The organism is Pseudomonas sp. AC112, from assembly GCF_979253545.1.
Genome location: NZ_CEEDCM010000001.1, coordinates 4,380,337 through 4,406,484, shown reverse-complemented (window position 1 = coordinate 4,406,484; position 26,148 = coordinate 4,380,337). Strand labels below are relative to the sequence as shown.

27 protein-coding genes and 2 pseudogenes are annotated in these 26,148 nt (G+C 60.3%); 12 read left to right on the top strand and 17 right to left on the bottom strand.

Annotation, left to right across the window (positions count from 1 at the left end):
• Nucleotides 1-42 precede the first annotated feature (42 nt).
• From AC0IYN_RS20480 to AC0IYN_RS20450, 7 genes and pseudogenes are all read right to left on the bottom strand, one after another.
• Nucleotides 43-429, bottom strand: coding sequence for a hypothetical protein (locus AC0IYN_RS20480; RefSeq protein ID WP_141537488.1), 387 nt, complete (start codon nucleotides 427-429; stop codon nucleotides 43-45).
• 225 nt (nucleotides 430-654) lie between these two features.
• Nucleotides 655-948 (bottom strand): hypothetical protein, encoded by a 294-nt coding sequence (locus AC0IYN_RS20475; protein WP_457238554.1) that lies wholly within the window; start codon nucleotides 946-948, stop codon nucleotides 655-657.
• A gap of 171 nt (nucleotides 949-1,119) precedes the next feature.
• Nucleotides 1,120-1,373: pseudogene (locus AC0IYN_RS20470) on the bottom strand (response regulator); the annotation flags it as partial.
• A gap of 54 nt (nucleotides 1,374-1,427) precedes the next feature.
• On the bottom strand, nucleotides 1,428-1,946 hold the full coding sequence (locus AC0IYN_RS20465) for a GNAT family N-acetyltransferase (RefSeq protein WP_471842914.1): 519 nt from the start codon (nucleotides 1,944-1,946) through the stop codon (nucleotides 1,428-1,430).
• Nucleotides 1,947-2,016: 70 nt separating this feature from the next.
• Nucleotides 2,017-2,211 carry a hypothetical protein gene (locus AC0IYN_RS20460; RefSeq protein ID WP_457238547.1) on the bottom strand — a complete coding sequence of 65 codons (195 nt, stop codon included), beginning with the start codon at nucleotides 2,209-2,211 and terminating at the stop codon, nucleotides 2,017-2,019.
• 40 nt (nucleotides 2,212-2,251) lie between these two features.
• Nucleotides 2,252-2,983 (bottom strand): hypothetical protein, encoded by a 732-nt coding sequence (locus AC0IYN_RS20455; protein ID WP_471842909.1) that lies wholly within the window; start codon nucleotides 2,981-2,983, stop codon nucleotides 2,252-2,254.
• Between the two features lie 101 nt (nucleotides 2,984-3,084).
• Nucleotides 3,085-3,768 (bottom strand): hypothetical protein, encoded by a 684-nt coding sequence (locus tag AC0IYN_RS20450; RefSeq protein ID WP_471844809.1) that lies wholly within the window; start codon nucleotides 3,766-3,768, stop codon nucleotides 3,085-3,087.
• Nucleotides 3,769-4,068: 300 nt separating this feature from the next.
• Here AC0IYN_RS20450 and AC0IYN_RS20445 point away from each other — a divergent pair, with 300 nt between their 5' ends.
• From AC0IYN_RS20445 to AC0IYN_RS20435, 3 genes are all read left to right on the top strand, one after another.
• Nucleotides 4,069-4,590: a hypothetical protein gene (locus AC0IYN_RS20445; protein ID WP_471842906.1), complete on the top strand. Its 522-nt coding sequence runs from the start codon at nucleotides 4,069-4,071 to the stop codon at nucleotides 4,588-4,590.
• A gap of 116 nt (nucleotides 4,591-4,706) precedes the next feature.
• Complete coding sequence (locus AC0IYN_RS20440; protein WP_471842903.1) at nucleotides 4,707-5,414, top strand: lysostaphin resistance A-like protein; 708 nt, start codon at nucleotides 4,707-4,709, stop codon at nucleotides 5,412-5,414.
• A gap of 90 nt (nucleotides 5,415-5,504) precedes the next feature.
• Nucleotides 5,505-7,271: a S8/S53 family peptidase gene (locus tag AC0IYN_RS20435; protein ID WP_471842901.1), complete on the top strand. Its 1,767-nt coding sequence runs from the start codon at nucleotides 5,505-5,507 to the stop codon at nucleotides 7,269-7,271.
• A gap of 80 nt (nucleotides 7,272-7,351) precedes the next feature.
• Here AC0IYN_RS20435 and AC0IYN_RS20430 read toward each other — a convergent pair whose 3' ends face one another.
• Nucleotides 7,352-7,960: a LysE family translocator gene (locus AC0IYN_RS20430; RefSeq protein ID WP_457238543.1), complete on the bottom strand. Its 609-nt coding sequence runs from the start codon at nucleotides 7,958-7,960 to the stop codon at nucleotides 7,352-7,354.
• Between the two features lie 112 nt (nucleotides 7,961-8,072).
• Between AC0IYN_RS20430 and AC0IYN_RS20425 the strand changes: the two genes are divergently transcribed.
• The 3 genes and pseudogenes from AC0IYN_RS20425 to AC0IYN_RS20415 all read left to right on the top strand — a co-directional run bounded on the left by AC0IYN_RS20425 (nucleotide 8,073) and on the right by AC0IYN_RS20415 (nucleotide 10,304).
• On the top strand, nucleotides 8,073-8,936 hold the full coding sequence (locus AC0IYN_RS20425) for a LysR family transcriptional regulator (RefSeq protein WP_457238542.1): 864 nt from the start codon (nucleotides 8,073-8,075) through the stop codon (nucleotides 8,934-8,936).
• A 41-nt stretch (nucleotides 8,937-8,977) separates the two neighbouring features.
• Nucleotides 8,978-9,673, top strand: coding sequence for a DUF1963 domain-containing protein (locus tag AC0IYN_RS20420; protein WP_471842896.1), 696 nt, complete (start codon nucleotides 8,978-8,980; stop codon nucleotides 9,671-9,673).
• A 251-nt stretch (nucleotides 9,674-9,924) separates the two neighbouring features.
• A pseudogene (locus AC0IYN_RS20415) lies at nucleotides 9,925-10,304 on the top strand (hypothetical protein).
• Here the strand turns inward: AC0IYN_RS20415 and AC0IYN_RS20410 are convergent.
• Nucleotides 10,288-11,007 carry a hypothetical protein gene (locus AC0IYN_RS20410; RefSeq protein WP_457238539.1) on the bottom strand — a complete coding sequence of 240 codons (720 nt, stop codon included), beginning with the start codon at nucleotides 11,005-11,007 and terminating at the stop codon, nucleotides 10,288-10,290. The pseudogene AC0IYN_RS20415 and the gene AC0IYN_RS20410 sit on opposite strands and share 17 nt — an antisense overlap.
• Before the next feature lie 146 nt (nucleotides 11,008-11,153).
• On the opposite strand from AC0IYN_RS20410, the gene AC0IYN_RS20405 reads away from it, so the two are divergent.
• Both AC0IYN_RS20405 and solA read left to right on the top strand, forming a co-directional pair.
• The gene (locus AC0IYN_RS20405) at nucleotides 11,154-12,410 is read left to right on the top strand and encodes a hypothetical protein (protein WP_471842894.1); all 1,257 of its coding nucleotides are present in this window, start codon (nucleotides 11,154-11,156) and stop codon (nucleotides 12,408-12,410) included.
• Between the two features lie 41 nt (nucleotides 12,411-12,451).
• Nucleotides 12,452-13,627: an N-methyl-L-tryptophan oxidase gene (gene solA, locus AC0IYN_RS20400; protein ID WP_471842892.1), complete on the top strand. Its 1,176-nt coding sequence runs from the start codon at nucleotides 12,452-12,454 to the stop codon at nucleotides 13,625-13,627.
• 28 nt (nucleotides 13,628-13,655) lie between these two features.
• On the opposite strand, the gene AC0IYN_RS20395 is transcribed toward solA, so the two are convergent.
• Nucleotides 13,656-14,390, bottom strand: coding sequence for a BPL-N domain-containing protein (locus AC0IYN_RS20395; RefSeq protein WP_406599423.1), 735 nt, complete (start codon nucleotides 14,388-14,390; stop codon nucleotides 13,656-13,658).
• Between the two features lie 126 nt (nucleotides 14,391-14,516).
• On the opposite strand from AC0IYN_RS20395, the gene AC0IYN_RS20390 reads away from it, so the two are divergent.
• Nucleotides 14,517-15,143, top strand: a complete 627-nt coding sequence (locus AC0IYN_RS20390) for a LysE family translocator (RefSeq protein ID WP_406599424.1) — start codon at nucleotides 14,517-14,519, stop codon at nucleotides 15,141-15,143.
• Between the two features lie 20 nt (nucleotides 15,144-15,163).
• Here AC0IYN_RS20390 and AC0IYN_RS20385 read toward each other — a convergent pair whose 3' ends face one another.
• Together AC0IYN_RS20385 and AC0IYN_RS20380 are read right to left on the bottom strand one after the other, a co-directional pair.
• A complete protein-coding gene (locus AC0IYN_RS20385) occupies nucleotides 15,164-15,790 on the bottom strand; it encodes a glutathione S-transferase family protein (RefSeq protein WP_471842889.1) in 627 nt (208 codons plus the stop codon).
• 68 nt (nucleotides 15,791-15,858) lie between these two features.
• Entirely contained in the window at nucleotides 15,859-16,482 is a 624-nt protein-coding gene (locus AC0IYN_RS20380; RefSeq protein WP_406599426.1) for a TetR/AcrR family transcriptional regulator, read from the bottom strand.
• Nucleotides 16,483-16,617: 135 nt separating this feature from the next.
• Between AC0IYN_RS20380 and AC0IYN_RS20375 the strand changes: the two genes are divergently transcribed.
• Nucleotides 16,618-17,058 (top strand): hotdog fold domain-containing protein, encoded by a 441-nt coding sequence (locus tag AC0IYN_RS20375; RefSeq protein WP_406599427.1) that lies wholly within the window; start codon nucleotides 16,618-16,620, stop codon nucleotides 17,056-17,058.
• Nucleotides 17,059-17,095: 37 nt separating this feature from the next.
• Here the strand turns inward: AC0IYN_RS20375 and AC0IYN_RS20370 are convergent, their stop codons facing one another.
• The 5 genes from AC0IYN_RS20370 to AC0IYN_RS20350 all read right to left on the bottom strand — a co-directional run bounded on the left by AC0IYN_RS20370 (nucleotide 17,096) and on the right by AC0IYN_RS20350 (nucleotide 23,103).
• A complete protein-coding gene (locus AC0IYN_RS20370) occupies nucleotides 17,096-18,838 on the bottom strand; it encodes an OPT family oligopeptide transporter (RefSeq protein WP_471842885.1) in 1,743 nt (580 codons plus the stop codon).
• Between the two features lie 245 nt (nucleotides 18,839-19,083).
• Nucleotides 19,084-21,141, bottom strand: coding sequence for a methyl-accepting chemotaxis protein (locus AC0IYN_RS20365; protein ID WP_471842882.1), 2,058 nt, complete (start codon nucleotides 21,139-21,141; stop codon nucleotides 19,084-19,086).
• A gap of 220 nt (nucleotides 21,142-21,361) precedes the next feature.
• Entirely contained in the window at nucleotides 21,362-21,652 is a 291-nt protein-coding gene (locus AC0IYN_RS20360) for a DUF3144 domain-containing protein (protein WP_406599002.1), read from the bottom strand.
• 39 nt (nucleotides 21,653-21,691) lie between these two features.
• Nucleotides 21,692-22,387: a tRNA (adenine(22)-N(1))-methyltransferase gene (locus AC0IYN_RS20355; RefSeq protein WP_457238531.1), complete on the bottom strand. Its 696-nt coding sequence runs from the start codon at nucleotides 22,385-22,387 to the stop codon at nucleotides 21,692-21,694.
• Complete coding sequence (locus AC0IYN_RS20350; protein WP_406599004.1) at nucleotides 22,384-23,103, bottom strand: FadR/GntR family transcriptional regulator; 720 nt, start codon at nucleotides 23,101-23,103, stop codon at nucleotides 22,384-22,386. Before AC0IYN_RS20350 ends, AC0IYN_RS20355 begins: the two co-directional genes overlap by 4 nt.
• Before the next feature lie 338 nt (nucleotides 23,104-23,441).
• Between AC0IYN_RS20350 and AC0IYN_RS20345 the strand changes: the two genes are divergently transcribed.
• Together AC0IYN_RS20345 and gudD are read left to right on the top strand one after the other, a co-directional pair.
• Entirely contained in the window at nucleotides 23,442-24,803 is a 1,362-nt protein-coding gene (locus AC0IYN_RS20345) for an MFS transporter (RefSeq protein ID WP_471842878.1), read from the top strand.
• A gap of 19 nt (nucleotides 24,804-24,822) precedes the next feature.
• Nucleotides 24,823-26,148 (top strand): glucarate dehydratase, encoded by a 1,326-nt coding sequence (gene gudD / locus AC0IYN_RS20340; RefSeq protein ID WP_471842875.1) that lies wholly within the window; start codon nucleotides 24,823-24,825, stop codon nucleotides 26,146-26,148.

Sequence of the window (26,148 nt, the reverse complement as noted above, 5' to 3'; positions counted from 1 at the left end):
TACCTTCCAGCCGAAAAGCGGAAACTTCCCGATCTGTGAAAGCTAGTCTCTAAGGGTACGCATTATTTCCTCGACCACATACTTCGTGTATTTCTCATTGGGGTCAGTTTCCGGTGGGTCGTTACTGCGGAACCATTCACCTTGATCGAATGCCTGGTAAAGCGAGAAAGCGGGCTGAGGCATATCGTTAGTCATGCCTACTTCAACCACAGCATTTATGATCCCGTTCATAACGCCGTCGCAAAAATCATAGGGTAGAGATCCTTGGAGAAAGCCTTCCGCAACCGCGACGGACAGTCCGTTCAGCACATCATGCGGTGCAACGCCGAACCTTTCGCAAATGGGGGCTAGATCACTCAGCGTTAAACCCTCTGCTTCCGCTTTCACCGACAGTTCCTTGAGTTCGACCTTCGATAACACCATGATCATGAGCTTCTTCCGGTTAGGTGCGAAGGTCGCGCTTACAGAGTGGTCGCACAGCGGTGCCACACTTCAATTCCATGCTGCAATACGGATTCATGGTCGGTCAACTTCAGCTACAGGCAATGTCCGCTTTGGGTCGATTACGGCCCTCGCGACAGGCAGAGATCGGCCACAATCAGACATCCGTGACGGTTAGCATTCAGCTCGAAATAGCCCCCCCCCGCACGGTAGTTACGTCAGCTTTTCAATCAAAATCGAGGTAGCCGTGATCGTTATATCTCCAAAATCACCTTCAAGGGATAGGACATTATCAACGACGTTTATTCCTTCAAGCTCTCCGAGTTCACTGGTGTTTTGAACGTTAAGAGCGCCAAGTCTGATAGTTAGCTCAGTGCCGTCCGCGTTCCATGCCATCAGCTTATTTCTGGACCCGTCATCCAGCCTGACAACCATCTCGAAATAGCGATGGGCTTGATCCAGGGTGATCGATAGGACAATGCTTTCTTCAAGTGCGTGAACATCCATGATGAAGCTTCTTTTGTTCAAATCCGCATCCTACTACAGGCTGATATAGGCGAATGCATGCGTCTAAAATGAAGGTCCGCTTCTGGCTGGAAGCTGCCGCTCTTAAGCGTCCGCTTTTGGCCGATAGCAGACAGTCATTCTCCCCCTCCTCCGGAGTACATAACTATCCCCCTACCTCCCCAACAACTCCCGAACCCTCCCCCCACCACGTCCACCGCAAACGGCTTCAACGCACCTATCCCGCCCCAACCGCCCAGACCCCATTACCGCATTACCGCATTCTCCGCGTACACGGTAATAAACAACGTCTCCAACCCCAGCCTTAGCTCCATCCCCGCCTCGGCCATCTGCCACCCATTCATCCCAATCAGCAACCCCACATCCATCAACAGCAGATCAATGTGCACATCCGCCCTAAACAAGCGTCCGGCAGACTCACCTTCCTTTCCTAGAGGCTTGGAGGCCTGACAGTTTTGTAATTACGCCACTGGCCATGCCATGGCACACCGACTGTCCGGAGCGAATCCATGCTTGTACTCCTCGCTCAATATCCCCGCCAGCCTCTCATCCAGGTCTGCGGTGGCTTTAGTCAGGAAGCCTATGCGGGAGTAAAAGGGTGCATTCCATGGCACGTTTTTGAATGTCGTAAGCGTTACGAAACCAAGTCTGCTTGAGCGCGCATAATCCTTCGCGGCCTCAACCAGTCGCCGCCCTGTACCTTGTCCTTGCATCGATTGCATCACTGATAATTCATAGATGTGAAGATCATTGCCATGGCGCTCGGCACTGAGAAATCCTTGTGGCCGATTCTCGGCATCAAGTGCAACCCAACATGTCGATAGCGCAATGAGTTGGCTATGACGTTCGATGGACATCGGAGGCGATTCAGCCAGCCAACTCAACTCATCAATCAAGCGAAATGCTTGAGCAGCGGAGGTTTCAATGGCAGGCAGGAGTTGTGCATCTTCCGGTACAGCAAGGCGGATAATTGCAGGCATATGTTGCCTTTGGTGAGGTGAGTGAGGTAGCGGTCAAACTGGAAAAGCCAGCTTTGGATAGTCGAAGATATCACGCGCTCAGACGACCGGACGCGCGCCCTTCGGGGCACAGCAACTGCAGGGTGCAGTACGGCGAGCCGGTGATGGACACGGCGGCGTCGACAATCTTGCCGGAGAGGGCTTTGAGGTGTTGCTCGCCGATTAGGTCAAGGCTAATGCGGTGTAGGAATTCGATGTCCGAGAGGGCGGATTCCGAGTCGCTCAATCGTTATTCTTCAAGATAGGCGACACGCTTATGACCGGGACTACTTCTCCCTACCTTTAATCGATGTTAGCGCATCAAACGCTCGTTCATAGAGCGTTAGAGGCGTCTTGCCGAAGGTCACCAGCGTGGGTGAAAACGCCTCAAAAAACTTCACCGCCCTGTCGGCATTACCATTTGAGGCGATGAGTGCGCCTGCCTGGGCATCGTATAACTCTGCCAACTGAGAGTAGTACCGTAAAAAAGAAATTGCGACTTGGAGCATGAGGATGGCTAACGCAATCGCGCCGATAGAAAATGCAATGGAAGAAAGTGAAGAAACCCAATCAGAACCTCTCATTTCTGACTCTGGCTCCTTTGCTTTGAACGCTTTTTCGGCGCGCTCATACAGCCCAACCAATCGATCAACTTCATGCAGGTAGGCCAGGCGTTCCTCTGACATAAGCTCTACTTTCTTGACCTCCTCGCCATCCATTGCTTTGCCCATGGCGACCAATTCATCAGGGTAGGCCTTATTCAATAAATCTCGGGAGGTCCGCAGAAAAATACTGGGATCACGCGGCGCGCTATTCGAAATTATTTCTGCAAAACTTCGGTAGGACGTGATGCCACCCACATTAAAAACATACACACCCGTTACGGCGGTAAAGATCGAGACAAACATACTGATCGCAATAATCCGCCTCGTTTGCCGCGCGAGCAAAGCCCGTGCTTTCAAGTCCTCGATCGCGGCCTTAAAGTCAAACCCTTTAAACCCCTGGTCTAATTCTTCCATCTTCTTCGCTCTATAATTTTGAACACACAACAAGGGCTTTTTTTCGATGAACAGTCCCAACAAACCTACCGATTTTTTGCAAGTGACGCCCCTGCTGTTTCTTACAACCCACGCCCGTACTCAAACAACGCCATATCCATAACCCGAGCAGTGGAATATGGCAGTTTCAACCGCCCCGTTTTCAACACCAACGGGCGAACCTTCAATGCTCGGACCACACCTGCAAGCGCAGTGAGGCCCTTTCCGCTGGCCGCAGTGATGTGTGGAAGACGCGGAAATAGATCTCGGCAAGCCGCAATATAAAAACGGTCCAGCGCCGGGCACTCCCCCCAGACGCCCATCAGGATTTTGGTCTTGAGCGTATCCGTCCAAGAGACGTTACTGGCCAGCTTCTCCATCGCCCCCAATACATCGTCCAAGAGCTTCTGGTTGTAGACCAGGTTTGGCGAGCCCGCTGCAAAATCATCCAAAGAGAGCTCAAGCAATTCCGGACCTTTGCCGGTAAAGAGAGACTTGGCCAGCGCTTTCATCAGATCAAGGTTGCTGTTTTGCAACAACCCCGAGGAGCCGCGAAACATCCCCCAGTTCGCCAGGTAGAACCCGATGTGCAGCGCTGTCGTGTCGATCTGATCATCACTGATGAGATCCGCCCAATGAGGCCGGCATTCGTCCCAGATGTACTCGTAGAGGAACTCCCACGCTTTGAGTCGCGGGTAGTCGTTACCCGGTGATGGCTGGATATTCTGGTAATACATTCGAGCATAATGGTTAACGTCAAACATCATCATCCGGCTTCCTGCGCGAGGCATCCCTATTGATTACCGCAGCGCAGGTTATCGGCAGGGTGGACGAGATAATGAGGGCACAGCTCAGTAGGGTGAAGCCCAGGCCCAGCCACCTGCATCGCGCGCCCTTTCAGCACCGCGCTGGCGATGGAAACAGAATGTGGTTATCCGGACATCGTTGCCGAACACTGCTGGAACGAATGGCACCGTGTGCTCCTCTAGATTCAACCCGCGCCCTTTAACGCGTCGCCGCGAGCGACACGGGGGCGGTTCGCGTGCCCTATGAATGGAATCGACACCATGAAAAAAGCCAGCTTATTGATGCTGCTATCAATCCCACTCTTTTCGGGATGCTCTACGGTCACGGGCCTCAAATCCTATACCACGGCGTATAACGAACCACAGCCCGCCACCTCCAGCAGGCTTAGGGTTATCACTGATCAAACGGTTCGGCTGGTTCCCGACAGCCAGTGCATAGACTGGCACTTACCCGGCGCAGGGATTGTCAATTCAAGGTCTTTGGCACCGTTGAATGATCACACGTTCAACGACAGGAGCCTTGGGATTCCAGGAGGAGACGGTGTTCAAAACAGCTCAGAAATTTATATCCGTCCGGACACACCGATCACGCTGGTGTATGCAGGTGCCACACGAAAATATCAATGTGTCACCGGTGTCCATTTTGTGCCCGAGGCCGGCGCAGACTATGAAGCCAAATCAGAGCCGTGCGGGATCTGGATCAGTAAAATCGTCAAGAACAGCACAACGGGAGCGGTCAGCCGCGAACCTGTCAGCAGTCACACCGCGAAGGCATGCCATTAGTGGGTGGGGTGAACGTACAGGACGGCATTTTTTATGTCGCCGAGTCGTTCACAGAGTCTGGGTCGGAAACAGTTTTAAGATGCCTACAGCATGCCTACCGGTAAAGGAAATATCGAATGAAGTACGAACCTCTCTCAGGCCCCTCTGAAACTCACATGGACACCTATTCCTGGCGACGGCGTCTCTTAACAGCCTGCCTCGCGATGGGGTTATTTATCGTGACTCAACTGGCGCTGGTGTCAGTGCTGGGCGCCGGTAACCTGAACGCAATGCGGCTGCTGGCTGACAGTGGTTTTTCTGCGGCGGTGCTGTTTTTGTTTGCGGTGTTCGAGCGTAGACACTCGGGGGGCGCGCGTGCCCTTATCGGTCATGACGTGGGCAGGACATTCAAGTTATGCGTTGCATGGACAGCGGGCGCTTACTTGGTCTGCAGCGGGCTCGATATCTGGCTGGGGTACGGGCGCACGGAATCGATGTTCGATACTGGCGGTGCGTCAGTGTCTCAAAAAGTGCTTTTCTGGGTGATGGCGCTGACCTTTTTGCCTATTTTCGAGGAACTGCTGTACCGGCATTTCCTGATTCGCCTGTTCCCTCTTGAGAGCCGCGTTTGGCAGTGGGTTGCGATTCTGTCCACCAGCGCCTTGTACATGTTCATTCACATGCCATTCACTCACTGGACCTCGTTCCTGCTCATCGGCACGCTCGCCGTTATCCTGGCCTATGCGCGGGTACGAAGTGCGGGCCTGTTGGTGCCGGTGCTACTGCATATTTCTGCGCAAGTCATGGCCATTTCGAAGGATCTCGTGGCTCACCACTGGTTTTAGGCACCTTTCCACCTGTGATGCCCCCTGCCTCTGAACGAAGCGCCCTTTGCCGCAGTCCGAACACCATCACTCCGGCAAAGACCTGAACCCATGCCCCTACGCCCCGCTGCTCTCGCTACCCTGTTCACCTTGGTCGCCAGCGCCAGCGTCGCGGCGCAGGAGCCGCTGCGTCTGGAAAACCTGAAACGCTGCGGTGACCTGCTGGAAAGTCGCCAACAGGACTGGTGCCTGACCGTGCGCGGGCTGGGTGATGCAGCGCCGCAATTGAAACTAGCGGGCAAAGCGCTGCCATCGAGTGCGTTGCAACGCGACGGCCAAACCCTGCGTCTGCGCCTGGACGCCAGCCATTACCAAAGCGGCCCGCTCTGGCTTGAAGACGGTTCCCGCGTCAGCAACGCCGCGTGGCTGACGGTGCGCAACAGCCATGTGGTCGCCGCCACGCCGGGCGAGGTGACGAAGAACATGGACGGCCTGACCACCTACGTCGACCTGGTCAGCGTACTGATCGAAGAGGACCACGACGGTCGCCAGGAGGCCGAGCGGCTGGCCCACAAATATGGGGCGACGGTGGTCGGCAGCATCGCGCCGCTGAACCTGTTCCAACTGCGCCTGCCGGCCAAGGACCTGATTCAGCGCGATGCCTTGGTGCTGCGCTTGGGCAGTGAAACCAGTGTGGATGCGGTGGTGATTGAAGAGTCCGCCGCGGAAGAATCCGAGCAGGCCGCCGCTCGTCCCAAGGAGCCGAGCAAACCTGCACCGGACTCTGATGAATGGGCGGCAAACCGCTTTCTGGATGCAGTCACCTACTATCAGCGCCGGATTCCGGGGCGTTACACGCCGATTGTGCCGCAGCCGGTGCGTGTTGGGGTGATCGAGCGGGGCGTGGATTTTGACACCGCGGATTTTGCCGATTACCGGGGCGGCTGTTCGCCCAAGCGCACCTGTGTTTACGCGCGGGACACGGGCGCTGCGGACGGGCATGGCACAACCGTCGCCGGGATCCTTGCGGCGAAGTGGGACGATGGCGGCAACAGTGGTTTCCTGCGCGGGCTGGACAAGGCGAGCGGCGGGTTTGATGTAATCGTCGACCGCAATTCCGATGCGGGCATCACCGCCAATATCGCCGCGTCGGTCAACCTGGTGGAGGACGGTGTGCGGGTGCTCAATTGGAGTTGGGGCATTCACCGTGTCGGCGCCAAGGACGTCAACGGTGATGAGGTGGATTCACTGCTGCGCTCGGGTATCGCCATGAGTGGCTATGAGGAAATGCTGGAAGAGTTTTTCCTGTGGCTGCGCAAGGCGCATCCGGAGGTGATCGTGCTGAATTCGGCGGGCAATGGGTCGGCGTTTTCGGGCACGGATGACTACCGCTTGCCCTCCTCGTTTATCACCGAGCAGTTGCTGGTGGTTGGCGGCCATCAGCGCGGTGAGCGCGGCGGTGTCGCCGTGGATGACCCGGCCTACGCGGTGACGCGCAGTTCGTCGAATGTGGACATGCGTGTGGATATCACTGCGGCGGCCTGCGCCCATGCGTCTACGGTAAAGGCCGGTGAGGAAGGCGCGGTGCATTGTGGTACGTCGTACGCCACGCCGATGGTCGCGGGGCTGGTGGCGGCGATGCTGTCGATCAACCCGCAGTTGCAACCCGAGCAGTTGCGCATGCTGTTGCGCCGCAGCGCCATGGCGATTGGCGACAATCATGACTTTGAACGCAGCGATGCCCAGGACCTCACCGCGCCGATTCTGCCGTCGGAGCGTAATTATCAACTCAATGATAAAGACGTAGGGCGCTCGGCGCGGCTGGATATGCAGAAGGCGTTGGACCTGGCGGTGCAGAGCAGGACGCGGGTGCGTTGACAGTTGCTGGACATCATCCATCAGACAGCCGCGAAAGGCCGGCCCCCGAACCGTTGTGCTGTGGGGGGAAGGTCTGGCCGTCAGCTGTGAATGGGTAACGCCAACCCAAACAGCACAAAGAACCCGCCGCAGACTTTGTTGAACCGCCGCCCGGTTCGCGCCAGCCAAGGCCTGACCCGGTTGGCAGCACTTGCGACCAGGTATTCAACGACAAATTCCACAACTGCATAGGTCAGCGCGATGGCGGCCGTCTGCGCGATGAGGTTTCCGTGCGGGTCCAGGAACGGTGGAATAAACGCGGTGAACAGCAGCAACGCCTTGGGGTTTGAGATGGCCGAGACCAGCCCCTGGCGGAACAGCGACCAGTGTCGCAGGCTTGTCGTAGCGGGGGCTTCAAGGGTAACGGGCGCCGAGCGCCACAGGCCGAACCCCAGCCAGATCAGGTAGAGCCCGCCGGCAATTTTCAACGCCGTGAACCCGGTGGCCGAGGCTTGGATCAGTGCACCCAGGCCCAACGCGCACAGCGTTAGCACCAGGGCGAAACCGAGCACGCCGCCGCTGATGGTGAACAGCGTTTTGCGGCTGCCGTGGAGGGCGCCATGGGTCAGCACCAGTAATGCATTCGGGCCTGGCACTACGGCGATACCGCAGCAGGTGAGCAGGTAGAGCAACCAGGTTTCGAAAGGCATGTTCAGTTCCGCCAGGGTTGGGTCCAGGCCACTATCTTGCGAATGAACAAGCGCCGTGAAAAGCGCATAATTCACGTCATAGACATTCGATTAACGAATAAAGGTAAACGCCATGTCCTCCAGCGATTTGCAGATCGATTGGCTCAAGTGCTTTGTGGCAGTGGTGGACGCCGGTTCGCTGTCGGGCGCGGCCCATGAGGTGAACCGCTCGCAGTCTGCCGTCAGCATGCAGATGAAAAAACTGGAGGCGGCGTTGGGGCGGCCTTTGTTGAACCGTGGCCCGAGGCACCTGCAACTGACCGATGACGGGCAGACGTTGCTGGGCTACGCCCGTCGCATGCTGGCGCTGCACGCCGAGACCCAGGCGGCGTTTCATGGCGAAACCTTGACTGGGCGTATCCGCCTTGGGGTCGCGGAAGACTATGCGGCAAAGTACCTCACGCCAGTGCTGAAACGGTTTGCGCCGCGATATGCGGGTGTGGACATCGAGCTGACCTGTGAACAGTCGACCGCCCTGATCCCGCGTGTGCGCAGTGGCGACCTTGATCTTGCACTGGTGTCCAGGGACTCGCCGCACACGGGGACTTTTTTATTCAAGGAGCCGATGGTCTGGGTAGGCTCCCCGCAGTTCGAACTGTGGCGCCGAGACCCGGTGCCCATCGCCGTCTACGAAAGCGAAAGCCTGGCGCGCCGGTATGCGGTGAATTCACTGGCCCAGCAGGGGCGTCAGTTCAAGGTGGTGTACAACAGTTCCAGCCTGGCCGGCCAGGTCGCCGCCGTGGAGGGTGGGCTCGCGATTGCTGCGATCACCCAATGTACCGTGCAGCCCTCACTGCAGGTCTTGAGCGGCGAACAGGGTTTGGGGATTATCGAACCTATGGAGGTGTCGATTCTACGTAGCCGGGCCTCTCGCGGGTCCAAGGCGGTCAATAGCCTGCACGGGTTTATCATCAGTGCGCTGCGGGTTCAGGCATAGCTCTCTTGCGCACCGCTATCAAAAGGAAGGTTGACACACCCATGGATATTCAGGACATCAAACAACGCCTGGCCCGCCCGGCGCTCAAACTCATCGCTGGCGGCTTTCGCCCTGCGGGCACCGATGACGAAAGCTGGCTGGGTCACGTCTTTCTGTTCCGCGCCGATGGAGGCATCCCCACCAACAAGGCCGGTGAACAGTTGCTGCCCTACGCGCAGTTCTACTTGCCCGCCCTGCCCTTCAACAGCCCGGCGCTGGAGGGGGTTCGGGTATTGACGTTGTTTGTGTCGAACCCGTTTCCCGAGCATTTTGAACCTATGGGGGATAACTGGCTGATACGCGAATACGGGCCGGACGATGTGCTGGTGCGTAAAACACTGCCAGTGGCAGGCGCCTTTCTCAAGCCATACCCCTTGAAGACGGAAAACGTGCCGGAGGATTACCCGTTGTGGGATGGCGGTGGCGTTCCTTCCGAGCTCGAGGACGAAATTCTCAAGCTGGAACGCGCGGGCGAGATACAGAGTTACTATGACCTGGTGACCCACACCTATGAGCACAAGATCGGCGGTTACCCGTCGTTCTGCCAGTCGGGCGTCGATCCGGGCGAAGGCTTTGAGTTTGTGTTCCAGATTTCGTCGGACGCGAAAATCCAGCTGAATGTGGTGGATAACGGAAGCCTGATGTTCTGGAAGCACAGCGTCACGGGGGAGTGGGCGCTTTACTATGATTTTTACTGAGGCGTCAGGCTGGAGGCGATACAGGCGTTGCGTGTTTACACGGACACCGAGGTGATCCCTTCGCAGCCTCGCTGGGGCTCGACAGCTCCCACACTTGATCGTTGTCGTTGCTTAAATTGCATGTGCAGGCACGACCGCAATCCACCAAGCAAAACAATTCCCACCCTGAGAATCCAGCATTTTCATCACCCCTCCCACAGGTGCCAGCACCCTGTTAATCTGCGGCGCTTGTCTGCATTCGGAGCGTTAGCATGGCCCTATCCAAACGCGAAACCGCCGGTATTGAACGCCGACTGGTCGCCACACTGACGCAGGCATGCGAAACGGCCAAGGCTGAAATACCGGGGTTTGAATGGCTGACGCATACCGTCGATTACGCCGCGTTCCCCCCAGCCTGCGTGTCACCTGGGTATTCGACACGCGCGCCAGCAAGGACCACGCCCTGGCCAGCAGCGTCGACCAGCGCATGCGCGAGTTGACCGGCGCCGCGTTGCTAGCGGCAGGCGTCCCCGCCATGCCGTTGGGCCGTTGCGTGCACTTTGATTCTGAAGAGGCCTGCCACTCGCAGCACGGCGGCGACTGGCGTGCGCGCCTGGCTCGCGCGACAAGTGCTGTCAGGCCTGTGCGCTAAACCGCTGCGCAGCACGCCGCGCGAACATCGCCTCTTCGGTTTCGCGCGTGGCCACTTGTCCTTTGTAGGCCAACTGGTTGATGAATAACCCTGCGGAATACTCTTTGGGCGGCAAGGAGCCGGGGCGGTTGAACAGGGCTGCCAAATCAAAGGTAGCGGCAAAGTTCTCCTGGGTCAGGCTGTAGTAGCCCATCAAGTTTCCCGACCAAGGTGAGTCGGCGTCCAGCAGGTCGATGGTGGCGTCGCGGAATTTGATCGCGGCAGGCTTCAGGTCAGAGGCCTGGTTGAGCAGGTCGGTCAGGCGCTGAATATCCGCACGGCTGAGCTGGCCTGCCGTGTCGAGGACCTTCCAGCGGTCATCGGCCTCGACGGTGAAGCCAAACTTTTTGCCGGCCAAGTCCGCTGGCAGTGCTGCCTTGAAGCGCTCGACTGCGGCCTTCAGCACGCTTTGTGCCCCCTCAAACAGTTTTTCGAATCGAGGCAGTTCCGGCGATGCCGACCGGCCGACCCAGGTGTCGATAGCCTCCAGGGGTTGCGCCAGGGTCTGGGCCGCTTCACTTGGGTGATAGACAGCCGCTGGGGCGGCGTTTGCCAAGGCTGCCTCGGCGGTATCCGTTAGCGGCGCGGGTGCGATTGCCTGGCCGGAAGGCGTAAGGAGGGTGTTGGCCGGTGGGACGTAGGCTGAGCTGACGGTGAGTGCCATTTAATCGGTCCATGATTGGCGGGTTCATCCGGGTTATCGGCGGTGATGGATCAGGCTTTAAGTCAGTGGTCCAGATAAGCGCTAGAGCCTACGCGCCAATCCCTGGATAATGCCCCCCTCCCGCCTCGATACGGAAATCCCGCTCAATGAAGTTGCCCGCGTCCGCCGTCGTCCTCGCCTCAGCCTTGCTGTTGCCTTCCCTCGCCCACGCCGACGACGCCGCATTGGTCGACACGCTCAAGGCTTTCACCCGCTGCGACGCCAGTTTCTTCAGCCGCCTGAACACCCACCGCGACGCCTGGCAGGCCTATGCGCCGCTCAAGCAGGAAAAGGACTTCACCTGGATCGCGGTGAGGGATCGCACCGACCGCAAGGCCAACGCAGTGCCGGTGAGCGCGCCGGCCATCGCGGGGTTGAAGCTGCTGTCTTACAACGATGAGGTCGCCGACCTCGGCCCGCTGGGCCTTTACTATTACTGGGGCTTTATTGTCGATGGCGGTGTCGATGAGGTGGCCAAGCACTTAGCAGCACTGCTCGACCAGCCTGGGGCACTGCAAAAAGGCGATGGCGAATACACGCGCAGCGAACTCAAGGTTGGCAACACTTGGCAGGGGATCAAGCCCATGCCGGGCAAGGCGCCGGGCCTGCGCAACGTGGAGCGGGTGCTGATCGTGGAGCCGGAAGGCAAGCTCGGCACGCAATCGCGCGTGAGTTGCTCGGTGCAGGGTGGCGTCAACGCCGGGCTGCTGGCGCTGTTGCGGCCCGACATTGCGCCGGTTGACTACCCGCGCACGGTGGTCGAAACCACACTCGGTGACGTCGCCGTACCACCCAACGTGCTCCAGCGCCTTGATGCGCCGCTGTTGCAGCCCAGGTTCAAGACATTGACCTACACGTACCTGTCCAGGAATGGCGATGGCAAGGACGCGCCGGTAACGGTCACGTTGAAGGCCGAGGGCGGTTTGCTGGTGAAGAACGAAGCCTATGGCCGCGCCTTCAATGTGGACCGCCTGATGTTGGCGGACCTGATTCAGTTGAAATCAAAAATGAACGGTGTGGGCGCAGGCCAGGTCCTGCAGACCCGCGACGCCGACTTGAAGGTCCCCACCCACTGGACGCCCGGCCAGACCCTGAGTGCTCACCTGCAAATGGCCTATGTGCCCACCAAGCCCACTGACCTACCCACCGAAACGACGCTCACCTGCACAGTGGGCGAGCGCTTCCCGGCACGCCAGGTGTTTGCTTCGTTGACGGGGGATGCCATTCGGCTGGCTTGCGAACAGGACGACTATAAGTCCAATCGCGCCTTTATCGAGGACCTGGGCGTCGCGTTGACGCTGGAGTCGACATCGAGCCAGACGCACTACGTGAATGAGTTCACGGCCCTGGATGTGGTGCGCTAACGTGTGGTTTCCCAACTCAGCCTCTCACGCGAGTATCAACCTTGGAACGATATGAATCGCTGGTCATCGGCCTGGGTGCCATGGGCGCCGCCACGGTGTACCAACTGGCGAAAGCCGGTGTAAAGGTCGCCGGTGTCGACCGTCATCACCCGCCCCACACGTTTGGCTCCAGCCATGGCGACACACGGATCACGCGGCTGTCGGTGGGTGAAGGCGCGCAGTACGTGCCCATCGTGCGCAATTCGCACCGGATCTGGCGAGAGCTGGAGGCACTGTCGGGGGAGGCGTTGTTCGAGCAGTCGGGGTTGCTGGTACTCACCTCCCGCGAGGACTTCGACCCCAGCGATGCAACCGACTTCACCTTGCGCACCATTGGCCTGGCGCAAACCTATGGCATCGAACATGAGGTGTTGGGCGCCACGCAGATTCGCCAGCGCTTTCCTCAATTTGCCCAGGTCGCCGACAGCGCCATCGGCTATTACGAACCGGGCGGCGGGTTTGTGCGGCCCGAGCGCTGCATCGAGGTGCAACTGCGCCTGGCCGAGCAACAGGGCGCCACGCTGTACACGGGCGAGACGGTGACGCACATCCACTCGGATGAGCACGGTGTGACGGTGACCACCGACCAGCGCACCTTGCAGGCGGACAAGCTGGTGGTGAGTGCCGGCAATTGGGCGGGTGATCTGTTGGGGGCGCCGTTTGACCAGTTGCTCAAGGTGTATCGGCAGCAGCTGTTCTGGTTCGAGTTGGAGCCGGATGCACAACTGGTGGGGGCGTCGCCCACGTTCATCTTCACTCATGGGCCAGGCGAAGGTCATACCAGCTATGGCTTCCCGGCGTTGCCTGGCGAGGGCAGTCTGAAGATCGCCACGGCGCAGTATCACACCACCTCCACGCCCGAGACGCTGGACCGCACGGTCTCGCCGGCGCAGGAGCGGGAGATGTACACGCAACAGGTGCAGGGCCGCATTGCGGGGCTGACGGCCAAGGTGGCCAAGTCGGCGGTGTGTGCCTATACCGTGACGCCGGACCACCACTTCATCATCGATAAACACCCCAGGTTGCAGCACACGCTGGTGGTGTCGCCGTGTTCGGGGCATGGCTTCAAGCATTCGGCGGCGCTGGGTGAGGCGTTTGCGCAGTGGTGCATACGGGGCACGAGTGAGTTGGATCTGTCGTCGTTTTCGTTGCAGCGTTTCGACGGGATTAGCGGTTGAAAGCGCATTTTTTGTGGTGAGCGAGCCTTTAGAAGTTGCGGATTAACGCTCCGAACAGATCACCCTGCGGCATTTTGCTCAACGGGATGTCAGCGTTCTCGAACCACTCGCGCCCGGCCTCTGGGTGTGGGCCGCTCAGTACCACCACGCCCTTCTGATAGGTATACCGCGCCGCCGCGACGTCGCCGTTGCGGTAGGTCGCGATGGTCTTGTAGGGCGCGGCCGGCTCGGCTTTGGGGAAGTACGGGCCGTCCTGGAAGAAGACGTGGTCAGGCTTGCCCTCCCACGTGACCTGCACGGCCGCGTCGGCGATACCGGGCACTTCAAAACCGGGTCGGCCGGCTTCGGCGTCGAGGTCCTGGGGGATCAGGCCGAGGTTGCTGTCATCCGCCAGGTAGGCGCCCATGCACAGGCCCAGGTAGCGCCCGCCGTTGGCGACGTAACCACGGATGGCCTCGATACGCGCATCCCCCAGGCTATCGAGGGCGCCGGGAATGTCCTGGCCGCCGCCGGGTTGCACGTAGAGGTCATAGCGCGCCAGGGTTTTTGGCGTGATGTCGATGGCCTCATCCGCGCCCACGTAATCGATCTGATAGCTGGGGTTGAGACGGTGCAAAGCCTTCGCCACGTTCTCGGAACAGTCATCGCAGCCTGCCGGGCCCCGGTAGATGGCGACGTGGGTAATGGGCGTCGCGGCTTCGGACTGCGAGGGCAGCAACAGCGCGAATGCAAACAACGTGGCGGCGACAGCGCGTAGGTTCATGGCCGGGGGCTCCTGTACGGACAACGCACAGCCTATAGCGATTGCGCCAATCAATCCGTTAACAGTTGTAAACACCGTTCACATCAGGATAACTGGCGGTCGAGCCCTATTTTGAGAGCGTCCGCCATGTTTGAACTCGCCTCCCTCCTCACCTATGTCGCCGTGGTGATCGGTTTGTTCCTGATCCCCGGCCCGTCCGTGTTACTGGTGATCACCCGCACCGTGCAGGGCGGCCGTAGAGTCGGGGTCGCCACCGGCCTGGGTGTGGCGTGTGGCGACCTGCTGCATACCCTCGGCGCAGCGCTGGGACTGTCGGCGATCTTGATGACCTCGGCCAGCGCGTTCAACGCCGTGAAGTGGGCCGGCGCGGCCTACCTCATCTATTTGGGCGCGCGTGCATTCATGGCCAAGACCGGCACACAGGCGGGGCTGACGCTACCTACCGTCACCCCACGCCAGGCGTTTTTCCAGGCGGTGGGTGCCGAGGTGCTCAACCCGAAAACCGCGATTTTCTTCCTGGCCTTCCTGCCGCAATTCGTGCACCCGGAATCCGGATCATCGCTGGTGCAATTCGCGGTGCTGGGCCTGATCTTTTCCGGGCTCAGTGCGGTGTACACCAGCTTGCTGGCGCTCGCGATCCGCCCCTTGAGTCGTGGGATCAAGGGGCTCTCCAAGCTGCGGCGCTGGGAAGGCAAAATCATCGGCACGCTGTTTATGGGCCTGGGCCTGAAAGTAGCCCTGCAACAACGCTAAAGCATGACGTTGCCAAGCCTTCACTTGGCAAACGCATACTCCCCACCCTGCTCCACCGCCTTGCAATACGCAGGCCGCGCCTGGAATTTTGCCACCCAGGCCGCCAGGTTCGGGTAGGCCTGCAGCTTGCCCTGGGCCCTGGCGATTTCGCCGATAAAGCTCATCTGGATATCCGCGCCACTCAGCTCATCACCCACCAGGTACGGCGCCTGCCCCAGCACGTCGTTCAGGTAACCGAGGTAGTTGGCCACTTCCGATTCGATGCGCGGGTGCAACGGCGCACCGGCATCACCGAGGCGGCCGACGTAGAGGTTGAGCATCAACGGCAACATGGCCGAGCCTTCGGCGAAGTGCAGCCATTGCACGTACTTGTCGTAGCTGGCGCTGGCAGGGTCCGGTTGCAGGCGGCCCTGGCCGTGGCGGCGGATCAGGTAGTCGATGATGGCGGCGGATTCGATCAGCACTTGGCCGTCGTCTTCGATTACCGGGGATTTGCCCAGTGGGTGAATGGCCTTGAGCTCGGGCGGTGCGAGATTGGTCTTGGGGTCGCGCTGGTAGCGCTTGATTTCGTAGGGCAGGCCGAGTTCTTCGAGCAGCCACAGGATGCGTTGCGAGCGTGAGTTGTTGAGGTGGTGGACGATGATCATGCTGTACTCCGAGGGGCCTGGGGGATGTCTTGGAAAGAGACTACGCCAGTGCCGGGGAGTGCCAACAATTAAATGTCTGGCGCGTTGATCGACGCCCACGCCGCCTGTGCCAGCAACTGCGCATAGTCCTTCGGGCTTTTCTTGACCCGCCCGGACAACCACGCCCGGGCGTAGCTTTCGGCCGAACCGATGATGAGCGACAGTAAAAGCTCGGCAGGGATATGACTGAACGCCTCGCGACGGCCTTCGTCGCTCATCCACTCGGTCAATTGCGCATTGCGCTGCTTGTTGCGGGTGAGCAGTTCGTCCTTGTGCGGGCCGTTGGCCACGGCGAAGCGGCTTTGGAACATGAAGCGCGCCCATTCAGGTTGCGCGTCAACCCATTCCACGTAACTGCGCACCAGCGCCTCCACGCCTGCCTGCGCCGTTTGCGCCTGCTGCAAGTAGCGATCTCGCAAGGCCGCCTGGTCCTCCAGCGCGGCAAAAAACAGCGCGGCGACAATGCCTTCCTTGTTGCCGAAATGATGGTAGATGGCGCCCACGCTGGTCTCGCACCGCGCGCGGATGGTTTCGATATTGGTGGCTTCGATACCGACCTCGTTAAAGCTGGCCAGGGCCTCGCGCAGGATGCTGCGTTTGAGGTCGCTGCGCTTGCCCGCAAAGGTGCGCTCGATCAGATCAGGTGCGTGCATGGAGTGGCTCGCCAAATGTGCGGAGTTTAAAGGTACAGCAGTCGCTAGAGAAGGCATGGCTTGACACCCTTGGAATTTACAGAATATTGTTCCGTTACAGAATTTTATTCTGTAAACCCATCAGGAGGATAATCCATGAGTCAGTTTCTCAGCATGTTCAACAGCGTAGGCCCAGCAGCGTTCAGCCAAATGGCCTGCCAAGTGGCGCCCTACTTCAGCACCATCAACCCGGAAATCGCCGAACTGCGCCCAGGGCATGCGGTGGTCAATGTGCCGTTTCGCAAGGAAATCACCAACCACCTCGCCTCCGTGCACGCCATCGCCTTGTGCAACGCGGCCGAGTTGGCAGGTGGGACGATGACCGACGTGTCGATCCCGGCCGGTGCCAGATGGATTCCGAAGGGCATGACCGTGGAGTACCTGGCGAAGGCCAAGTCGAATATCCGCGCGGTGGCGGACGGCAGTGGCATTGATTGGTCAACCGCGGGGGACAAGATCGTGCCGGTGGATATCTTCGATGAAGGCGAAGTGAAGGTGTTCACGGCGAAAATCATCATGAACGTGAAAATCGCCTAGCGGTCATCGACAGGCTCGGCCACTGCCGAGCCACGCTTCACCCACTCCCCACCATCGACCACAGCGACGCCCCCACGCCCGTGATGCTTTCTCCTGCGATCAACCCGGCGGCGGCAGTAATCGCGAAGCGTTCGGTCAGGCTCGGCCAGCGGCAGCTCACCAGCCAGGTGAGGATCGCGCCCAGAGCCATCATCAGCGACACCGAGGCCGGCAGTACAAAGGCCAGGCCCAAGGCCGCGGCACTCGGCAAGTAACGAGCGCGATGGGCGGGCAAGGTGCTGTCGAGGATGCCCAGCAGCACGCCGACCAGGCCGCCAATGGCGATTGCCCAGCGAATGCTGGTCGACAGCGAATCGAGCCCATGGGTCAGGGTTTGCGCCACGGCTTTCCAGGTGGCGACTGCCGGTGCCGGCCACTCTTCGGTGAGCAGCATGGATTGCGGGTCGGGGATCAGTGCCAGGTAGGCAAATACGCCAACGATGCTGCCGATGAAAATCCCCAGGATCTGCGCGATCACTTGCTTGTGGGGCGTGGCGCCAATGGCCTTGCCCACTTTGAAGTCATTCATCAGGTCCGTGCATTGCCCAGCCGAGCCGCCGGCAGTGTTGGCGCTCATCAGGTTGATCGGCACCTGCCCCGGCGCGACGATGCCAAAGCTCAATTGGGACAGCTGCCCGATGGCGCCGATGGGCGGAATGCCGGTGGCCCCCACCACGCGCGCGGCGACGGCGGCCAGGCAGATCGCCAATGGGATCGTGAGCAACGCCATGCCCAGATTGATGCCGAACAGCAGCGCCTGCAGGCTCACCACCAACGCAATCGCCAGCACAAAACCGGCGGCCGGCCCCGGCTTGGGCACCGTCCATGTCGATTCGCCGCCAGAGTGCGTTGACCGGTATAACGCCCACAAACGAATCGCCAGCGAGGCCAAGGTGGAACACACCATCAGGCTCACACCCGGCCACAGCAACCACTCCACCAGCGCGGCGAACTGCGGGCCGCTGCTGCCCGCAGGCAAGGTCATCAGGTGTTGCGCCAACAACCAGGGGCCCAGGCCGCCCCAGGCGAGCAAGGCGCCGAGCAGCAGGGTCAGGCCCACGCGAATGCCGATAATACCGCCGAAGCCCACCAGCAACAGCGAAGGGTCGGCGGTGAAGGTCAGGCGCTCCAACTGAGCGCTGGGCGACCAGCGCGGGAAGGCCCACATAAAAGTATCGACCCCCTTGACCAGCCCGGAGAGCAACGCGGCGCTGAGCAGCACCTTCAAGCGCGTCGCGGCTTCGCGCCCATGGTTGTAGATGTGCAGCAAGGTTTCCAGGGTGGCCATGCCCTCGGGGAATTTCAGCGCCTTGTCATTCAGCAACGAGGGCCGTAGATACCAGGCGATCCAGATGCCCAGGAAACTCACCGAGAACACCCAGGCAATCATGGGGATAGCGTCTAACTGGTTGCCCGTCAGCAAGGTGTAGGCCGGGATCGGCGCTACCAGTCCGCCGGAAATGATTGAAGCGGCGGCCGAGGCGACGGTCTGGTTGATGTTGCTTTCATGCAAGGTCCACGGCAGGTGGTCGGTGGAACGCTTGGCCACTCCTTGAAAGATGGCATAGCCGATCAACAGCGCGATGATCGACATGTTGAACGACCAACCGATTTTCAACCCGGCGTAGACATTGGACGGCGTGAGCAGGATGCCGAGGACACTGCCGGTGATGACGGCGCGCAGGCTGAGTTCGCGGGTGACGGGGCCGTGCGGGAGGGTCGTTGGCGGGGCTGAAGTCATGCGGAGTCCTTTCGGCGACGAAACAGGGCGACCTAGTAAGTGAGCCCTGTAGAAGCCGAAGGTTCCTGTGGTGAGCGGGCTTGCCCCGCGCTGGGCTGCGAAGCGGCCCCATTAATAACACCGCGCATCGTCAGTTGAACCGAGTCGCCAGAATTTAGGGCTGCTGCGCAGCCCAGCGCGGGGCAAGCCCGCTCACCACATCAAGCCTGCTCACCACTGGAAGCCTGGTCACCACAAAAACCTGTTCAGCCCAGGCGAAACCGCGCGGTGTTGTCGCTCAATGCCTGGCTGCCTTTGCTCAAGGTGTCGGCCGCTCGGTTCACTGCCCGCGCGCCGTCGAGCAAACGCCCGGCCGCCTGGTCCACTTGCTGGATATTGCCGCTCACTTCATCCGCCGTCGCCGCTTGTTCCTCTACGGCGGTGGCGATTTGCGCCAGGGTGTCGGTGACGTGCTGCACCGCGCCGGCGATCTCGCCCAGGCGGGTGCCCAAGCCGGTGACGGACTCTGCGTCGGTGAGCGCTTGCTCGCACGCGGCGCCCATCAGGGTGACCGCCTGGCTGACGGTGGCGCGCAGGCTGTCGACGGTGCCAGCGATCTGTGCGGTGGAGGCCTGGGTGCGCTGCGACAAGCTGCGCACTTCATCAGCCACCACGGCAAACCCGCGGCCCTGCTCCCCGGCACGGGCGGCTTCGATGGCGGCGTTGAGCGCCAGCAAGTTGGTCTGCTCGGCAATGCCACGGATGGTGTCGACCACCGATTGAATCTGCTGGCCCTGCTGGCTGACCTGCTCCAGCGCATCGGCGGTATCCGTCAGGCGCTGGTTGAGTTGCTGGATGCTGGCCGTGGTGCGCTGGCTGTCACGGCTGCTGTCTTCGGCAATACGCCGGGTTTGCTGGGCACTGCCCGAGGCCTGTTCGCAGCTTTTGGCGACGCCCAGGGAGGTCGCGGCCAACTGGGTCGCGGCGGCGGCGATCTGGCTGATTTGCAGTTGCTGGTCTTCGACTTCGGTCAGGGTGCTGCCCGATTGCGAATTGAGGGTGAGCACCGCCGAGCCGAGTTGCTGCGTCTCGTGGTTGACCCCCAGCAGGCTGGTGCGCAGTTGCACCACCGCAACGTTGAGCGCGGTGCTGATGGCCGCGAGTTCGTCGCGCCCTTCCACCGCCACCTCGACGCACAGGTTGCCGTCGCGCAGGGACTCGGCCAGGGTGGTGATGCCACTGGCACTGCGGCGAATCGAGGCTTGCAGGCATATGAACAGGTAAAGCGCGGCCAAGGCCAGCAGGCTGAATGTCGCCGCGACGGGAATGAATTTCTGCAGCGAACGATCACGGTAGTAACCCAAGCGCGCGTCCAGCGAATGGAGCGACTGGTTACGCAGCGCGCCGAGGCTGTCGAGCATCGCGTCGACACTGCGTTCGAAGCCTGCAGTGTCGAGCTTGATGGTGCCGCCGAAGACGCCGTCGTCGAGCACCTTGAGTTCGTTGTCCAGCCGTTGCAGGCTGTCGTCATACTGCGCGGTCCAAGGTTCGAGACCGGCGTATTGCTTGGCCTTGAGCGAGGCTGCCGCCTTGACCAACTGGTCCCGCGCGTCGCCGATCCGACCGCGCAGGTCACGCATCTGCAAGCGGCTTTGCAACGTGAACTGCCCCGACGCGATAGACGACTGGCCGACACTGGCCATGCGCCCGATACGCTCGATCAGGTCGGGGGTGTGCTGGGTGGAAATCTGCATCAGCAGGTAGGTTTCCAGCCACGGGTCGAGGATCAGGCCAGCATCCAGGGTGATCTGCTCGCGCAGGGTTTGCATGGCGGTGAGCGCCGAGGTGAAACGGTCATAACCGTCCGGCCACCAGCCCACCGTGCGCAGGGATTGGGAGTCCATGCCCTTGACTGTCGCCTGCAAGGCGTCGAAGCGCGCGAGGATATCAGCGCTGGCGTTCTGGGCTTTGAGTGAATCGCCCAGGGTTTGCAGGCTTTGCAGGATCACCGGGAAATTGGCGTCGACTTTGTCCATCGCCGCCTTCGCCGCCGGGGTGGGCGCGTGCAGTATGTCCGCCGCCTTCCAGCGTGCGGCCAGGTTGCGCTGGGCCGTCAACTGGCCATCCAACGCATCCAGGGCCAACAATTGCCGAACGCCGGACTGCTCGCTGGAAATCACGGTTAATTTGTCGCGATAGTCCGAGCCGATCATCCACAGGCTACCCGCCAGGGGCAGCATGAACAGGAAAAACAGAATCTGGAATTTACGCGCAAAGCCGAAACGCCCAAGCAGGCGGATACCCGGTGATAAAAGGCTGTGCATGTACGACCACTCCCCAAAAACGACCCACGCGGTGCACCGCGGGGTGAAGCCTTGAAATGACTAACGGCAAAATGCCATGTCATTGATTAGCTTGGCACTAGCAAGATACGGGCCGCTGTCAGCGTGCCCGAGATAGGCGGCGCGGGGAGCAATCGAGAACGTAGCGTGCGCGAAAATGGGGCAAAAGCACTCAAGGCCTGTGCAGACCTGTAACAGTGGCCTATCGGGTCAACATGTACCGGTCAAAATTATTGATGTGATCGTCCAGATTATCCTCAAGCATCATCCGGTACTGGTCGCAGAAGTACTTCAACATCGCCTCCCGCGCCTCGGCCATTTCCGCGCCGGACTTGAAGTTGCGCGCGCTGGCCCAGGCGTTGAAGCGCGTAGTGCCGAACATCATTGAGGCGCTGACCTGGCCGAGGTTTTCGTGAGCCTGTAGCTGCTCGTTCGACAGTTCGATGTGCGCGTCGGCACGGTCGTAGAAGGTGGGGTCGGTGGCGTCGGCCATGGTGGGTATCCTAGGTCATCAGGTTTGAATGAAGGGGTATCAGGCCAGTAGCGCGGTAATCCATCTGGCCTGCTGCGCGATCTCTTTTCGCTTCTCTTCCGGCACCGCTTGCCGAGCGTGCTCGAAGCTGGCCAGGGTCTTGTGTTTTTGGCGCAACATACGCTGCCACTTGGCGATGAACGCCGGGCTGCGAGCTTGCATTTGCAGTGGGCCGAAGTACAGCTGTTCAGGGGTATAAGCCACCGGCCCGGCGCGCTCGGCGACGATGATTTCGTAGTAGAAACGGTTCTCTCGCAACAGCTCTTCACTGAGGATCGAATACCCGTTGTCCATCAGCCATTGGCGCAGCGGTTGCTCGCCGCCGTTGGGTTGCAGGATCAGCCGTTCCTGACCGGTCAGGTTGGCCTTGCCGTTTTCAAGGATGTCGCGAATCGTCTCGCCGCCCATACCGCACACACTGACCGCGGTGATGCCGTCATCGGGCTTCATGGCCGCCAAACCATCGGCCAGGCGTACGCTGATCTGCCGCTCCAGGCCGTTGTCGCGCACGGTGCGTTGCGCTGCGTGAAAGGGCGTGGTCGCCACCTCCCCCGCCACCGCTGCGGCGATCACGCCCCGGCGCATCAACGCCACCGGCAGGTAACCGTGGTCGGAGCCGATATCGGCCAAGCGTGCCCCCAACGGTATGTTGGCGGCGACGCGCTCCAGGCGCATGGATAAGGTGTGTTCGTTCAACGGCCCTGCTCCCCGGAAAAGCGGTCCCGGCTGTTGGTCAAGTGCAGCACCATGGCGGCGCGGGCGGCGTCCGGGTCCTGGCGTTTGATCGCGTTGAAGATCGCTTCATGCTCCAGGTTGGCCAACTGGCCCAACTGGGTGAAATCCGCGCCGCCACGTTCAGCGCCCTTTACCTGGGTGCGCGGGATCATTGCATTGCCCAGGTGCAGCATGATTTCGGTGAAGAAGGTATTGCCGGTGGCCTCCGCGATCAATTGGTGGAAGCGTTTGTCTTCCTCCACGCAGCTGTCGTTGTTGGCCAGGGAGGCCTGATAGTCGTCGAGTGCCTGGCGCATGTGGGCCAGCTGTTCGTTGGTTCTGCGCAGGGCCGCCAGCGCCACGGCCTGCACCTCCAGGCCCAGGCGCAGCTCAAGCATATTGCGCACGCTGGCTACCGTATCCACATGCAGGCGCAAACCTTGTTGGGCCTGCTGCTCCAGCACAAACGTGCCGATGCCGTGGCGGGTCTCGACCAACCCCGACGCCTGCAACTTGGAGATCGCCTCGCGGACGACGGTCCGGCTCACGCCGTGCTCCAGCACGATGGTGGATTCCGACGGGAGTTTTTCGCCGGGCTTCAGGTGGCCGAGCAGGATGCGCTGGGTCAGCGCATCGACCACGCCTTGGGCCAGGTTGGTGGAGCGTCTACGGATGGGGGGTCCACTTTCAATGGGCATTGCTACAGGTCCACGGGGTTGAGCTGGTGGGAGCTTAACACCCAGTCCGTGGGTGGGTCTGAGTTGATTGAAAACACGCCCAACTTGTATGACAACCAAACTTAACCCTCGATAGCTTCTAACCGCCCGCCAAGCACTCAATTCGCACGCCAGCCACACAAAAAACGACACTACGGCCAATTAAAACGGGCAAATAACCAAATACACGCACCCAGCACTGTCGTTATGAAAACAAAAACACTTGCCCCTGCATTGCGGTCAAGAGAAAAGCACTTGTATGATGTCTATCAACAAGACACGCAAACCCGCATAAAAATAATCAGGGGGAGTTTTGAATTGTGACCAATTCAATCCATGTATCTGCCGTACCCGAAAGTGTTCCGGTCCTCACGCGCGCCGTGAGTAAAGTGAAGCGCCATGTGCTCCCACTGTTCGTGATCATGTTCATCCTCAACTACATCGACCGGGTCAATATCGGCTTCGTGCGCACGCACATGGAGCACGACCTCGGCATTGGCGCCGCCGCCTATGGCTTCGGTGCCGGGTTGTTCTTCATCGGCTACGCCCTCTTCGAGGTGCCCTCCAACATGCTGCTGCAAAAGGTCGGCGCGCGTATCTGGCTGACTCGCATCATGTTCACCTGGGGCATCGTCGCCACGCTGATGGCGTTCATCCAAAACGAAACCCACTTCTACATCCTGCGGTTTCTGCTGGGCGTGGCCGAAGCCGGCTTCTTTCCTGGGGTGATCTACTACTTCACGCGTTGGCTGCCGGGTGTGGAACGCGGTAAGGCCATTGCGATTTTCCTCAGTGGCTCGGCAGTTGCCTCGCTGATTTCCGGCCCGCTCTCGGGCGCGCTGTTGCAGATCGAAGGGTTTGGCTTCCACGGCTGGCAATGGATGTTCGCCATTGAAGGCCTGGCGTCGGTGGCGCTGGGGTTCTTTGTGTGGTTCTGGCTGGACTCCAAACCCCACGACGCCAAATGGATGACCCGCGAAGAACAGGATGCGCTGGTCAATGCCATCGACCAGGAACAGCGCGATCGTGAAGCCCTCACCAGCGTCAAGCCGACCCTGGGCAAACTGCTCAAGGACCGCCAGATCCTGCTGTTCTGCGCGTTGTATTTCTGCATCCAGCTGACGATCTACGCGGCGACGTTCTGGCTGCCGAGCATCATCAAGAAGATGGGCGACCTGAGTGATGTGCAGGTGGGTTTCTTCAACTCCATCCCCTGGTTGATCTCGATCATCGCCATGTACGCCTTCGCCTCGCTGTCGGGCAAGTTCAAGTTCCAGCAGGCCTGGGTCGCAGCGGCGCTGTTGATTGCGGCAGCGGGCATGTTCATGTCCACCACCGGCGGACCGATCTTCGCCTTTGTGGCGATCTGCTTCGCGGCCATCGGTTTCAAGTCGGCGTCGTCGCTGTTCTGGCCGATTCCCCAGGGCTACCTGGATGTGCGTATCGCCGCCGCCGTGATCGCGTTGATCAACTCTATCGGCAACCTGGGCGGCTTCGTTGCGCCCACCACTTTCGGCTTCCTGGAACAGACCACCGGCTCGATCCAGGGCGGGCTCTATGGCCTGGCCGGTACGTCGGTGCTCGCCGCGATCCTGGTGTTTTTCGCCAAGACCGCGCCCTCTGCCGCGCTGGCTTCACCGAGCGCCGTGCCCACCCGCGCCGCCCTCAGCAAACCTCTTTAAGACTATTCAGGAACTTGCCATGACTACGCCCGTCGTTACTCACTTCCAGGTCATCCCCGTCGCCGGCCACGACAGCATGTTGCTCAACCTCAGTGGCGCCCACGGCCCGTACTTCACACGCAATATCGTCATCCTCAAGGACAGCTCCGGAAACACCGGCGTGGGTGAAGTGCCCGGCGGCGAGCGTATCCGCGAAACCCTGGAAGACGCCCGCAGCCTGGTGATCGGCCAACCCATCGGCCAGTACCAGCGCATCCTCAACCAGATGCGCAGCACTTTTGCTTCGCGCGACGCGGCGGGTCGTGGTTTGCAGACCTTTGACCTGCGCATCACCATCCATGCCGTCACCGCCATGGAAGCCGCGCTGCTCGACCTGCTGGGTCAATTTCTCGAAGTCCCGGTGGCCGCCTTGCTCGGTGAAGGCCAGCAACGCGACGCGGTAAAAATGCTCGGCTATCTGTTTTATGTCGGCGACCGCAGTGCCACCGACCTGGCCTACCGCAACGAAGCCGACAGCGACGATGAGTGGTTCCGCCTGCGCCACGAAACCACGCTGACGGCCGACGCCGTGGTGCGCCTGGCCGAAGCCGCCAAAGCCAAATATGGTTTCAATGACTTCAAGCTCAAAGGCGGCGTGCTGAGCGGCGACGAAGAAATCGAAGCCGTCACCGCCCTGGCCGAACGCTTCCCGGATGCGCGTATCACCCTCGACCCGAACGGCGCCTGGTCATTGAAAGAAGCCATCCGCCTGTGCCGCGACCAGCACCACGTACTGGCCTACGCCGAAGACCCCTGCGGTGCCGAAAATGGCTACTCGGGCCGCGAAGTCATGGCTGAATTCCGCCGTGCCACCGGCCTGAAAACCGCCACCAACATGATCGCCACCGACTGGCGCGAAATGGGTCACGCGATCCAGTTGCAATCGGTGGACATCCCCCTCGCCGACCCACACTTCTGGACGATGCAGGGCTCGGTACGCGTGGCGCAGATGTGCCATGAATGGGGCCTGACCTGGGGCTCGCACTCCAACAACCACTTCGACATTTCCCTGGCGATGTTCACCCAGGTCGCCGCCGCGGCCCCCGGCGACATCACCGCCATCGACACCCACTGGATCTGGCAGGACGGCCAACACCTGACCAAGGCGCCGCTGAAAATCGAAGGGGGTTATGTAAAAGTGCCGAGCAAGCCTGGCCTGGGGGTGGAGATCGACATGGACGCAGTCGCCAAGGCCCATGAGGTTTACAAAGGCATGGGCCTCGGCGCGCGGGATGACAGCGTGGCGATGCAGTTTTTGATTCCGGGGTGGCGCTTCAACAACAAGCAGCCGTGCCTGGTGCGCTGA